Origin of the sequence: Mumia sp., assembly GCF_028803055.1 — a bacterium.
Taxonomy (GTDB): Bacteria; Actinomycetota; Actinomycetes; order Propionibacteriales; family Nocardioidaceae; genus Mumia.
In genome coordinates this window covers 15,462-27,909 of the sequence record NZ_JARBCJ010000019.1, presented here as the reverse complement: position 1 = coordinate 27,909, position 12,448 = coordinate 15,462, and the positions used below count along the sequence as shown (strand labels likewise).

Below are 12,448 nucleotides of genomic sequence, written 5' to 3'. Positions count from 1 at the left end.
AGATCGGCGGGCCTTCGTGCGTCTGTCCTGCTCAGTCGTCCTCGTCGTCGAGGCGCGCGAGCCAGGTCGCGAGCCGCTCGACCGGCACCTCGAACTCGGGGTTCAGGTCGACGAACTCCTGCAGCCGCTCAGAGAGCCACGCGAACGTGGCCTCCTCCTCGCCGCGACGGGAGGCGAGCTCCTCGATCCCACGGTCGGTGAAGTACACCGTTCCTCCTTCGCGCCTCAGGCGAACGTGCGCTCCATGAGCGCCTTGTTCTCCTCCACGTGCCGCTTGTGGTTGCCCACGGACGGCGCCGCCGACGCGTCACGCGAGACCCGCACCACGGGCAGCGACAGCTCCGGCGCCAGGTTCAGCGCCATGAACGGCCACGGACCCTGGTTGGCAGGCTCGTCCTGAACCCAGCGGACCTCACGGGCGTTGCCGTACTTGGCAAGCTCGGCCTCGATCTCCGCCAGCGGCAGCGGATAGAGCTGCTCGACGCGGACGACCGCCGTACGGATGCCGTCCTTCTCGACCTTGTCACGGGTCGCGAGGATGTCGTACGCGACCCGACCGGAGGTGAGCACGACCCGCTCGACCTTGCTCGCGTCCATGCCGCCCTCGGCCGGATCGGCGAGCACCGGCTGGAACGTGCCCGTCGTGAAGTCCTCGGGCTGCGAGGTGGCGGCCTTCAGGCGCAGGAGCTGCTTGGGGGTGAACACGATGAGCGGGCGGTGCTCGCTCTCGAGGTTCTGGCGACGCAGCAGGTGGAAGTACGAGGCGGGGGTCGACGGCTGGGCGACGACCATCGCGTCCTCTGCGGCGAGCTGGAGGAAACGCTCGATCCGGGCCGAGGAGTGGTCGGGCCCCTGGCCCTCGAAGCCGTGCGGCAGCAGCAGCACGACGCCCGACTTCTGGCCCCACTTCGCCTCACCGGCCGAGATGTACTCGTCGATGACGGACTGGGCGCCGTTGACGAAGTCGCCGAACTGTGCCTCCCACATCGTCAGCGCCTCGGGCCGCGCCACCGAGTAGCCGTACTCGAAGCCGAGCGCGGCGTACTCGCTGAGGAGCGAGTCGTAGATGTAGAACGTGCCCTGGTCCTCCGTCATGCGCGCCAGCGGCGTCCACTCGGCTCCGGTGCGACGGTCGATGATCGTCGCGAAGCGCTGCGAGAAGGTGCCGCGACGCGAGTCCTGGCCGGCGAGACGCACGGGACGCCCGTCGAGCAGGAGCGAGCCCATGGCGATGATCTCTCCCGTGCCCCAGTCGATCGGGCCGGCCGTGATCGCGGCAGCCCGGCGCTGGAGCTGCGGAAGAACCTTCGGGTGGACCGTGAAGCCGTCGGGGACGCTGGTGTAGGCCTCGGCGATGGTCTTGAGCGTCTCCGGAGACACGGCCGTCTCGAGTCGCGCGAGCTCCGGCTTCTCCGGGTACTCCGGCGCCGTCTGGTACTCGTCGACGGTGCTGGCCTCGGCGAAGACGCGGTGGAGCTGGTCCTGGTAGTCCTTGAGCGCGCTCTCGGCCTCCTCCATCGTGATGTCGCCACGACCGATGAGCGCCGACGTGTAGAGCACACGCACGGACTTCTTCTTCTCGATCACGTCGTACATCTGCGGCTGGGTGAAGCTCGGGTCGTCGCCCTCGTTGTGACCGCGCTTGCGGTAGGTGATCAGGTCGATGACCGCGTCGCGCTTGAAGGTCCTGCGGTACTCGTAGGCCAGCTGTGCGATCCGGATGCACGCCTCCGGGTCGTCGCCGTTGACGTGGAAGATCGGCGCCTGGATCATCCGGGCGACGTCGGTCGCGTACGTCGACGAGCGCGACGAGCTCGGCGAGGTGGTGAAGCCGACCTGGTTGTTGACGATCAGGTGGATCGTCCCGCCGGTGCGGTATCCGCGCAGCTGGGAGAGGTTCAGCGTCTCCGCCACGACGCCCTGGCCGGCGAACGCCGCGTCTCCGTGGATGAGCAGCGGGAGGATCGGGAACTCCTCACCGCGGTTCAGACGGTCCTGCTTGGCGCGGGTGATGCCCTCGAGCACCGGGTCGACGACCTCGAGGTGGGACGGGTTGGCGGCGACGGAGACCTTGATCTTGTCACCGCTGGCCGCCGTGAACTCGCCCTCGACACCGAGGTGGTACTTCACGTCGCCCGAGCCCTGCACGGTCCGCGGGTCGATGTTGCCCTCGAACTCGCGGAAGACGTAGCCGGGGTTCTTGCCGGCGATGTTGACCAGCACGTTGAGCCGGCCCCGGTGCGCCATGCCGATGCAGACCTCGTCGAGGTTGTCGGCCGCAGCGGCCTCGCAGATCTCGTCGACGAGCGGGATCGTCGTCTCCGAGCCCTCGAGGCTGAAGCGCTTCTGGCCGACGAACTTCGTCTGGAGGAAGGCCTCGAAGGCCTCGGCCTGGTTGAGCTTGTGCAGGATCCGCAGCTGCTCCTCGCGGGGCGGCTTGGAGTGCTCCCGCTCCACACGCTCCTGGATCCACCGCCGCTGCTCGGGATCCTGGATGTGCATGTACTCGATGCCGGAGGTGCGGGCGTAGGAGTCGCGGAGGATGCCGAGGATCTCGCGGAGCTTCATGAAGCGGCGCTCGCGGCCGCCGAACGAGCCCGTCGCGAACTCGCGCTCGAGGTCCCACAGCGTGAGCCCGTGCGAGGAGATCTCGAGGTCGGGGTGGCTGCGGGGGGAGTGGTCGAGCGGGTTGGTGTCGGCCATCAGGTGGCCGCGCACGCGGAAGGCGTGGATGAGCTCGAGCACGCGGGCCTGGCGGTGGACCTCGTCGTCGTGGCTGACGGCGATGTCGCGGGCCCAGCGGATCGGCTCGTACGGGATCTTCAGCGACGCGAAGATCTCGTCGTAGAAGCCCTCCTCGCCGAGGAGCAGACCGCTCACGCGGCGCAGGAAGTCGCCCGACTGCGCGCCCTGGATGATCCGGTGGTCGTAGGTCGACGTCAGGGTCATCATCTTGGAGATGGCCTGGGTGGCGAGGGTGTGCTCGGAGGCGCCCTGGAACTCCGGCGGGTAGTCCATCGAGCCGACGCCGATGATGGCGCCCTGGCCCTTCATCAGGCGCGGCACCGAGTGGTTGGTGCCGATCGTGCCCGGGTTGGTCAGGCTGATCGTCGTGCCCTGGAAGTCGGCGACCGTCAGCTTGTTGTTGCGCGCCTTGTCGACGACGGCCTCGTACGCCGTCCAGAACTGGGCGAAGTCCATCGTGTCGGCCTGCTTGATCGACGGCACGACCAGCTGACGGGTGCCGTCGGGCTTGGCGAGGTCGATCGCGAGACCGAGGTTGACGTGAGCGGGCTGGAGGAGGTTGGGCTTCCCGTCGACGACCTCGAAGCCGGCGTTCATCTCCGGCATCGCCGTGAGCGCCTTGACCAGCGCGTAGCCGATGATGTGGGTGAACGACACCTTGCCACCACGCGCGCGGGCGAGGTGGTTGTTGATGACGATGCGGTTGTCGATCAAGAGCTTGACCGGCACCGAGCGGACACTCGTCGCGGTCGGGACCGAGAGGCTCTCGTCCATGTTCAGCGCCGTACGGGCCGAAGCGCCGCGAAGGACCTTCTTCTCCACGTCGGCGCCGGGGGCGGGAGCCGACGTCTTGGCCGCCGGGGCGTTGGGCTTCGGCTTCGCCTTGGCCGGCTTGGCAGCCTTGTCGGCGTCGCCCGTGGGTGCGGCCTTCACGCTCTCGGTCGGGGGCGAGGCCACCGCCGGGCGGGCGCCGTCACCGGCCGGCGTGGGGATGTCCCCGGCCGCCGTCGGCTTGGCTGTGGGCGGACGGACAGCGGTCGCCGTCGCCTTCACCGGCCGGGCGCTGCTCGAGCCGTTCGACGTCGGGGGACTGCTCGGCGCTGTTCCATCGCCTTCGAAGAGGCGAGACCACGACGCGTCGACCGACGCGGGGTCCGACTTGTAGCGCTCGTACATCTCCTCGACGAGCCACTGGTTGGTGCCAAAATCTGGCAGGGGGCTGTCGCTCTGGGCCACGGCCTCGATCGCCTCTTCCGGGTTGTCCGTTGTCTCCGACGCCCCGCAGGGCATACGCGTACCCGGGTAGACCCCGAAGGAAGGGGCGTCATCGACGGTACCGAAGCATGTCCAGGCTCACATCCAGGCGGTGACGTCCGGGTTCGGACGTCCAGATCAGGGGCACGTCCGGGGGCGTCCCCGATCACAACGGGCCCCGGGTGCGCACAGGATGGCAGCATGCTCCTGCCACTGGTCTCGGTCACCGTCATCGGCATCGTCGCCGGTCTCCTCCTCCGGCCCTCTCCACCGGTACGGAGGAGCAGGCCCCGCGGTGTCGCGGTCGGGGTCCTCGGGGCGTGGGCGGGCTTCCTCGTCCTCGCCCTCCTCGGCGTCGTCGTCGACGTCGTGGCCGGCACGGGAACATACGTCGCCCTGCTCGGGCACGCGGGCGCCGTCCTCGGTGCGGCCGCCGCGAGCAGGTCGTAGGCGGCCGGCCTCGAGCGTCTAGGCCGTCCGGTCGTCGCGGGCGGAGGCGGCGACGAAGCGTGCCTCGGCGGCGCGCCAGGCCGACTGCGCGGCCGAACGGACCACGGGGACCAGCGGCGCGACGGCGGCGGTCGCCGAGGCCGGCAGGTGCTGGCGACCCCAGCGGCGAGCGTCACCCCACAGGTCGAGGCCGCGTGCCTGCAGCTCGAGACGCCGCCACGCGCGCTCCAGGTCGGCCACGGCATCGGCGTAGGCGGCGATGCTCGCGTGGTCGCGCGGCCGCGCCGCGTCCCGCCGGGAGGAGGCGGTCGAGGCGAGCGCCACGAAGCGCGCGGTCGGGCGACGGCGTACGTCGTCGGCGAGCGCCGCGGACTCGTGGCCGTGGACCTCCTCGCGCATGTCCATCCAGGCGTCGAGGATCCCGTCGTGCCGGTGCAGCGACGTACGGTGCAGGCGGGCGAAGTAGGCCCGCGCGCGGCGACGGTAGCCCACCTCCTCGGCGGTCAGTGCCGCCATGCACGCGCCTGCTGCGACCACGGCGACCACCGGTCCGACGGTGAGACCGACCAGGGCCGCCACGCTGAGCCAGGCCGCCCAGCTGGGGAGGCGGTTGCCGCGGTTCGCTCGCATGCCCACCAGGGTACGTCGGCGCGGGCACGTTCGGACAGCATCGCGACGGACGAAGCGCCCGGAAGAAGAACAGCCGCTGACCTGTCGGTGCAGGTCAGCGGCTTGATCTGTCGGTGCCCCCGGTAGGATTCGAACCTACGCTCCCGCCTCCGGAGGGCGGTGCTCTATCCCCTGAGCTACGGGGGCGTGCGCGCTTCTCGAGCGAGCCCGACAACGGTAGCGCACGCCGAGTACGGTTGCGCACATGCCCTTCCCGAACGGCCGACCGCCGCGTGTCCTGGTGGTCGACGACACCGACTCGATCCGCCTGCTGCTGCGGACCAACTTCGAGCTGGAGGGATGGACCGTCCTGGAGGCGGCCGACGGCCTGGAGTGCCTCGACGTCGTCGTGGACACCCGGCCCGACGTGGTGACGATCGACGTCGTCATGCCCCGGATGGACGGGCTGGAGACTGTACGCGCGCTCCGCAGGTCCCCGAGCACCCGTGACATCCCGGTCGTCATGGTGACGACCCAGGCCCAGGCGTACGACCTCCAGCGGGGCCAGGACGTCGGCGTGGACGCCTACGTCACCAAGCCCTTCGACCCCGCGGTGCTGGTCCGTACCGTGCGCGAGGTGATCGAGGGGGCGTCCCAGCCCGGATAGCCGAGTGAGACCGCGGCGCCTGCGTTGACGGGCCTCGATACGATTCGTAGGTGACTCCCGAACAGCTCTCCGATGCGATCGTCGACGCCCTCAACGCCCTGGTGGCGTCGGGGACGGTATCCCTGCCCGAGGTTCCCGCGTCGGTGGTCGTCGAGCGACCCAAGGTCAAGGATCACGGCGACTACTCGACCAACGTCGCGATGCGGCTCGGCAAGCAGGCCCAGATGGCGCCGCGGGACCTGGCTGCCGCGCTCGCGGAGCAGCTCGCGAAGGCCCCGGGAGTGGGTTCCGTCGAGGTCGCCGGGCCTGGGTTCCTCAACGTCCGCGTCGACACCGGGGCTCAAGGCTCCCTCGCCGGCGACATCGTCCGTGCCGGCAGCGCGTACGGCATCACGGACACGCTGGGCGGCCGACGGGTCAACCTCGAGTTCATCTCGGCCAACCCCACGGGTCCGCTGCACCTCGGCCACACCCGCTGGGCCGTCGTCGGTGACGCGATCGCCCGGGTCGTCAGCGCGGCCGGGGCCCAGGTCTCGACCGAGTTCTACGTCAACGACCGCGGCACCCAGATGGACAAGTTCGCGGCCTCGCTGATGGCGGTGGCCAACGGCGACGAGGTCCCGGAGGACGGCTACCACGGTGGCTACGTCGTCGACCTCGCCGCGGAGGTCGTCGCCGCGGTCCCGGGGATCCTCGACCTGCCCGCCGACGAGCAGCTCGCCGCGTTCCGCGAGAACGGCTACGAGCTCCAGCTCGCCCACCAGAAGGCCGACCTCGCCACCTTCCGGACCGTGTTCGACTCCTGGTTCTCCGAGCGTTCGCTCGTCGCGTCCGGCGCCGTCGACCGGGCGCTGGAGGTCATCGCCGAGGAGGGCCATCTGTACGAGGCCGACGGTGCCACCTGGATGCGGACGACCGACTTCGGTGATGACAAGGACCGGGTCCTGATCCGCTCCAACGGGGAGCAGACCTACTTCGCGTCCGACACGGCCTACTACCTCGACAAGCGGGCCCGTGGCTTCGAGCAGTGCCTCTATCTCCTGGGAGCCGACCACCACGGCTATGTCGGACGGCTCCAGGCCATGGCGGCGTGCGCCGGGGACGAGCCGGGCTACAACCTCCAGGTGCTCATCGGCCAGCTCGTCAAGATCCTCTCCGACGGGGTGGAGCTCAAGCTGTCGAAGCGGGCGGGCACGCTCGTCACGCTCTCGGAGCTGATCGACATGGTCGGTGTGGACCCGTTGCGCTACACGCTCGTACGGCACCCGGTCGACTCCCCGCTGACGGTCGACGTGGCCGAGATGACGCGGCAGAGCCCGGACAACCCGGTCTACTACGTCCAGTACGCGCACGCGCGCCTCTCCAGCATCCTGCGCAACGGCGCCGACCTCGGGATCGTCCCGGCGCCCGACGCCGCCGACCTGTCGTACCTCTCGACCGAGCGCGAGGGCGACCTCCTGCGCGCGCTGGCGGAGTTCCCCCGGGTCGTGGCCCGCGCCGCGGAGCTGCGCGAGCCGCACCGCGTCGCGCGCTACCTGGAGGACACAGCGGCGGCGTTCCACAAGTTCTACGACGTGTGCCGCGTCCTTCCGCAGGGCGACGAGGACGTGCAGCCCGTCCACACGGCACGCCTGGTCCTCATCGACGCCACCCGCACGGTCCTGGCCAACGGGCTGGAGCTGCTCGGCGTCTCCGCTCCCGAGCGGATGTGATCCGGTGCGTTCGCACGAGGCCGGTGCGCTGCACGGGCAGGCCGGGAGCCGGGGTCCGGCATGGCTGCGCGAGCCCGACGACACCAACGAGCTGGTGCGGCACCTGTGGTCCGACCATGTCGAGCGGCGCGAGGACGGCGAGCTGGCCGTCGCCGGCGTCGGCGCGACAGAGCTGGCCGCGGAGTTCGGGACGCCCCTCTACGTCGTCGACGAGGACGATCTCCGCGGACGCGCGCGCGCCTTCCGCGAGGCGTTCGCCGGGTGGGACGTCTACTACGCCGCGAAGGCCTTCCTCTCGACCGCGATCGCGCGGTGGATCACCGAGGAGGGCCTGCGGATGGACGTGTGCACCGGGGGCGAGCTCGCCGTCGCGCTGCGTGCCGGTGTACCCCCGGAGAACCTCGGCCTGCACGGCAACAACAAGAGCATCAGTGAGATCCGCCGGTCGCTCGAGGCCGGGGTGGGCAGGATCATCGTCGACTCGCTCCTCGAGGTGGAGCGCGTCGCGACGGTCGCTGCCGAGCTGGGGGTGACGGCGCGGGTGATGGTGCGGGTGACCGCCGGCGTCGAGGCACACACCCACGAATACATCGCCACCGCGCACGAGGACCAGAAGTTCGGCCTCTCCATCACCGAGGGCGACGCCTTCGAAGCGGTGCGGCAGGTGCTCGAGCGGCCGTCGCTGGAGCTGCTCGGGCTGCACTCGCACATCGGGTCGCAGATCTTCGACACCGCGGGCTTCGAGGTTGCGGCGCACCGGGTGCTGGCCCTGCACGCCCGGATCTGCGCCGACCTGGGCTACGTCGCCCCCGAGCTCGACCTCGGCGGCGGCTACGGCATCGCGTACACGACCCAGGACGACCCCTCCACCCCGCAGCAGCTCGCCGACGGCATGCGCGAGATCGTCGAGCGGGAGTGCCGCGGGCTGGGCGTCGCCGTCCCGCGACTGTCCGTCGAGCCGGGTCGCGCGATCTCCGGACCCTCCACGTTCACGCTGTACGAGGTGGGCACCACCAAGGAGGTGGCGCTCGACGGCGGAGCGATGCGACGCTACGTCGCCGTCGACGGCGGGATGAGCGACAACATGCGCACCGCTCTGTACGACGCCGACTACTCGTGCACGCTCGCCTCCCGTGCCTCCACGGCCACGCCGGTGCTCAGTCGTGTCGTCGGCAAGCACTGCGAGTCCGGAGACATCCTGGTCAAGGACGAGTTCATGCCGTCCGACGTGGCCCCGGGCGACCTGATCGCGGTGCCTGGCACCGGCGCGTACTGCCGCTCGCTGGCCTCCAACTACAACCACGTCCCACGCCCCGCGGTGGTCGCGGTCAAGGACGGGGCGGCTCGGCTGATCGTGCGCCGGGAGACCGAGGACGACCTGCTGCGCCTCGACGTCGGCTGACCTGCCTGTCGCTCATGCGCCGGACACCGGCGTCCGGCGCCCGCCTCCACGACTAGGCTGGCCCTGTGACCTCCCACCCTGATCAACCTCGCACCCTGCGCGTGGCGCTGCTCGGGCACGGCGCCGTCGGCAGCGAGGTGGCTCGCCTGCTCACCCGTGACGCCGACGAGCTGGCCCAGCGTGTCGGTGCCCGCCTCGAGCTGGTCGGCGTCGCCGTCAACAGCGCGCGCAGCGACCGCGAGACCGTCTTCGACCCTGCTCTCCTGACCACCGACGCGATGTCGCTGGTCACGCGCGGGGACGTCGACGTGGTGATCGAGCTGATCGGGGGCATCGAGCCTGCCCGGTCGCTGGTGCTGGCGGCGCTCGAGCATGGAGCATCGGTGGTCACGGGCAACAAGGCGCTCCTCGCCGAGGACAGCACCACGCTCTTCGCCACGGCCGATGCCGCCGGTCGCGACCTGTCGTACGAGGCGGCCGTCGCTGGAGCGATCCCGATCGTCCGGCCGCTGCGCGAGTCGTTGACCGGCGATCACGTGCGTCGTGTCCTGGGCATCGTCAACGGGACCACCAACTTCATCCTCGACGCGATGACGAGCACCGGCCAGAGCTTCGACGAGGCGCTCGCGGAGGCCCAGCGTCTCGGGTTCGCCGAGGCCGACCCGACCGCCGACGTCGAGGGCTTCGACGCCGCCGCGAAGGCAGCCATCTTGGCGAGCCTCGCGTTCCACACCCGGGTGACCATCGACGACGTCCACCGCGAGGGCATCAGCAGCGTCACCGCGGCAGAGATCGCCTCGGCCGACGACATGGGCTGCGTCGTCAAGCTGTTGGCGATCTGCGACCAGAGCTCGGACGGTCAGGCGGTCTCCGCCCGAGTCCACCCCGTGATGATCCCCAAGGACCACCCTCTCGCCAGCGTGCGCGGGGCCTACAACGCGGTCTTCGTGGAGAGCGAGTCCGCCGGACAGCTGATGTTCTACGGTCCCGGCGCAGGGGGGTCCCCGACGGCGAGCGCCGTCCTCGGCGACGTCGTGGCCGTGGCCCGCAACCGGCTGCTCGGGGTGACCGGCCCGCCCGAGCGGACCCACGCCCGTCGCCGCGTCCTCGGCATCGGCGACGCCCTGACCCGCTATCACATCGCCCTCGACGTCGACGACAAGGCAGGCGTGCTCGCCTCGGTCGCCCTGGCGTTCGCGGAGAACGAGGTCTCGATCTCGGCCGTCCAGCAGGAAGGCCACGGCGACGACGCCCAGCTCGTCGTCATCACCCACACCGCGACCGACGCCGCGCTCTCGCGCACGGTACGACTGCTCCGCGACCTGCCGATGGTCCGTGACGTGTCGTCGGTGATGCGGGTCGAAGGAGAAGGACTGTGACCGAGCAGCACGGTACCCGCCTGTGGCGCGGCGTGATCGACGAGTACCGCGACCGTCTCCCCGTCGTCGGGGACACGCCGGCGGTGACGCTGGGGGAGGGTGGCACGCCCCTGGTCCACTCGGGCTGGCTCTCTGAGATCACGGGCTGCGACGTCCACCTGAAGGTCGAGGGGAGCAACCCCACGGGCTCGTTCAAGGACCGTGGCATGACGGCCGCGATCACGGTGGCAGCGGCCGAGGGGGCCGAGGCGGTCGTGTGCGCGTCGACCGGCAACACGTCGGCGTCGATGGCTGCCTACGCCGCCCGCGCCGGCCTGCGCCCCATCGTCCTCGTCCCACAGGGCAAGATCGCCGCGGGCAAGATGGCTCAGGCCCTGATGTTCGACTCCCTGGTCGTGCAGGTGCGCGGCAACTTCGACGACTGCCTCGACATCGCCCGCGGGCTCGCCGACAGCTATCCCGTCGCGCTCGTCAACTCCGTCAACCCGGTGCGGATCCAGGGCCAGAAGACAGGCGCCTTCGAGGTGGTCGACGCCCTCGGCGACGCGCCGGACCTGCACGTCATGCCGGTCGGCAACGCCGGCAACATCTCGGCGTACTGGCTGGGCTACAGCGAGTACGCCGCCGACGGCGTGGCGACGCGTCGTCCGCAGATGTGGGGCTTCCAGGCCGAGGGCGCTTCGCCCCTGGTCCAGGGACACCCCGTGACGGACCCTGACACCATTGCCACCGCCATCCGCATCGGCAACCCCGCCTCCTGGGACTCCGCCATTGCGGCGCGGGACGAGTCCGGCGGACGCATCGCCTCGGTGTCGGACCGCGAGATCCTCGACGCGCAGCGCGAGCTGGCCCGGCACGACGGCGTATTCGTCGAGCCGGCGTCGGCCGCCGGCGTGGCCGGGCTGCTCAAGGCCACGGCTGCGGGTGAGGTGCCGACCGGCGCCACGGTGGCGGTCGTCGTCACCGGCAACGGCCTCAAGGACATCGACACGCCCTTGACCCATCTCGGTGACATCGCCGAGAACGTCGTGGACGCCGATGTCCGCAAGGCGGCCGAGCTCGCCGGTCTGGCATGAGCCCCTTCGTCTCGGGGCCGGTGACGGTGGTGACCCCGGCCTCGTCGGCGAACCTCGGCCCCGGCTACGACACCCTCGGCCTCGGACTCGGCCTCTACGACGAGGTCACGGCCGAGGTCGTTAGCGGGTCAGGGCTCGATGTGACGGTCGAGGGCGTGGGTGCCGACGACGTGCCTCGTGACGAGTCGCACCTCGTGGTCCGCGCCCTGCGCGCCGTCTTCGACGAGGCCGGCCTCGACCAGCCGGGTCTGCGGGTGCGCTGCCTCAACCGCATCCCGCACGCGCGTGGGCTCGGGTCGAGCTCCGCGGCGATCGTCGGCGGGATCTCCGCGGCGCGGGCGCTGTTGACCGCGACCGCTCCCGGGACGATCGCGCCGCCCGGCGCGGTGACGGTGGACGACGCCAGCGCTCTCCAGCTGGCGACCCGGATCGAGGGTCACCCGGACAACGTCGCTGCCGCACTCCTCGGCGGCCTCACCATCGCCTGGGACGACGGTGCCCGGACACGTGCCGTACGCCTCGACGTGCAGGCCTCCGTGGTGGCCTTCGTGCCCCCGGACGGGGTGAGCACCGAGGTTGCCCGCGGGCTGCTGCCCGACCAGGTCCCGCACGCCGACGCCGCCCGCAACGCCGGTCGCGCGGCGCTGCTCGTGGCCGCGTTCGACGGGCGGCCCGAGCTGCTGCTCGACGCGACCGAGGATGCGCTGCACCAGGCGTATCGGGCGCCGGCGATGCCCGCGTCGTACGCGCTCGTGCAGGAGCTGAGGGCTGACGGCGTCCCGGCGATCATCTCCGGCGCCGGCCCGACCGTGCTGGCCTTCGCGACCGACATCTACGAGGCGGCGCCGCTGGTCGGACGCGCGCCCGAGGGTTGGGCGGCGCTCCCGCTCGAGATCGCCGCCCGCGGCGCCTGCCGGGCCTGACCGATCCTCGGAGGGCGCTGTCTCACCATCTGTTCACCAGGGGAACATGTGGACTGTGGGGGGTGTTACAGTCGCATCGGGTGATCCGAGAGGGTACGACTCGCTCGCACCTCCTCGACCCCATCTCTCCCCGCATCCTCCTGACGTCCGTCGATGTTCAGAAGTTCCAGGACCGCGTGGGAACCGCACATGCTTGTCCGCCTCCGGTTCACGGGGTCGGGCCTGGCGGTC

At 70.8% G+C, this 12,448-nt stretch carries 10 protein-coding genes and 1 tRNA gene; 7 read left to right on the top strand and 4 right to left on the bottom strand.

Translation table 11 applies throughout. The annotated features are described in order from the left end of the window. Positions 1 to 31: 31 nt before the first annotated feature. Together PV363_RS03630 and PV363_RS03625 are read right to left on the bottom strand one after the other, a co-directional pair. The gene (locus tag PV363_RS03630) at positions 32 to 208 is read right to left on the bottom strand and encodes a DUF6104 family protein (protein WP_220344042.1); all 177 of its coding nucleotides are present in this window, start codon (positions 206 to 208) and stop codon (positions 32 to 34) included. 17 nt (positions 209 to 225) lie between these two features. Then, positions 226 to 4,035, bottom strand: coding sequence for a multifunctional oxoglutarate decarboxylase/oxoglutarate dehydrogenase thiamine pyrophosphate-binding subunit/dihydrolipoyllysine-residue succinyltransferase subunit (locus tag PV363_RS03625; protein WP_301021697.1), 3,810 nt, complete (start codon positions 4,033 to 4,035; stop codon positions 226 to 228). A gap of 165 nt (positions 4,036 to 4,200) precedes the next feature. Here PV363_RS03625 and PV363_RS03620 point away from each other — a divergent pair, with 165 nt between their 5' ends. Beyond that, positions 4,201 to 4,449 (top strand): hypothetical protein, encoded by a 249-nt coding sequence (locus tag PV363_RS03620; protein WP_220344044.1) that lies wholly within the window; start codon positions 4,201 to 4,203, stop codon positions 4,447 to 4,449. 18 nt (positions 4,450 to 4,467) lie between these two features. Here PV363_RS03620 and PV363_RS03615 read toward each other — a convergent pair whose 3' ends face one another. Continuing rightward, a complete protein-coding gene (locus PV363_RS03615; RefSeq protein WP_220344045.1) occupies positions 4,468 to 5,079 on the bottom strand; it encodes a hypothetical protein in 612 nt (203 codons plus the stop codon). A gap of 114 nt (positions 5,080 to 5,193) precedes the next feature. Further along, a tRNA-Arg gene (locus tag PV363_RS03610) sits at positions 5,194 to 5,265 on the bottom strand. A 58-nt stretch (positions 5,266 to 5,323) separates the two neighbouring features. Between PV363_RS03610 and PV363_RS03605 the strand changes: the two genes are divergently transcribed. The 6 genes from PV363_RS03605 (at position 5,324) to thrB (ending at position 12,217) form a co-directional block, all read left to right on the top strand. Then, positions 5,324 to 5,725 carry a response regulator gene (locus PV363_RS03605; protein WP_220344046.1) on the top strand — a complete coding sequence of 134 codons (402 nt, stop codon included), beginning with the start codon at positions 5,324 to 5,326 and terminating at the stop codon, positions 5,723 to 5,725. A gap of 50 nt (positions 5,726 to 5,775) precedes the next feature. Then, complete coding sequence (gene argS, locus PV363_RS03600) at positions 5,776 to 7,437, top strand: arginine--tRNA ligase (protein ID WP_220346491.1); 1,662 nt, start codon at positions 5,776 to 5,778, stop codon at positions 7,435 to 7,437. A 4-nt stretch (positions 7,438 to 7,441) separates the two neighbouring features. Then, positions 7,442 to 8,839: a diaminopimelate decarboxylase gene (gene lysA / locus PV363_RS03595; RefSeq protein WP_220365945.1), complete on the top strand. Its 1,398-nt coding sequence runs from the start codon at positions 7,442 to 7,444 to the stop codon at positions 8,837 to 8,839. A 65-nt stretch (positions 8,840 to 8,904) separates the two neighbouring features. After that, a complete protein-coding gene (locus PV363_RS03590) occupies positions 8,905 to 10,218 on the top strand; it encodes a homoserine dehydrogenase (protein ID WP_301021696.1) in 1,314 nt (437 codons plus the stop codon). After that, positions 10,215 to 11,294: a threonine synthase gene (gene thrC / locus PV363_RS03585; protein WP_301021695.1), complete on the top strand. Its 1,080-nt coding sequence runs from the start codon at positions 10,215 to 10,217 to the stop codon at positions 11,292 to 11,294. The genes PV363_RS03590 and thrC overlap by 4 nt, the downstream gene beginning before the upstream one ends. After that, positions 11,291 to 12,217 (top strand): homoserine kinase, encoded by a 927-nt coding sequence (gene thrB / locus PV363_RS03580; RefSeq protein ID WP_301021694.1) that lies wholly within the window; start codon positions 11,291 to 11,293, stop codon positions 12,215 to 12,217. Before thrC ends, thrB begins: the two co-directional genes overlap by 4 nt. Positions 12,218 to 12,448 lie beyond the last annotated feature (231 nt).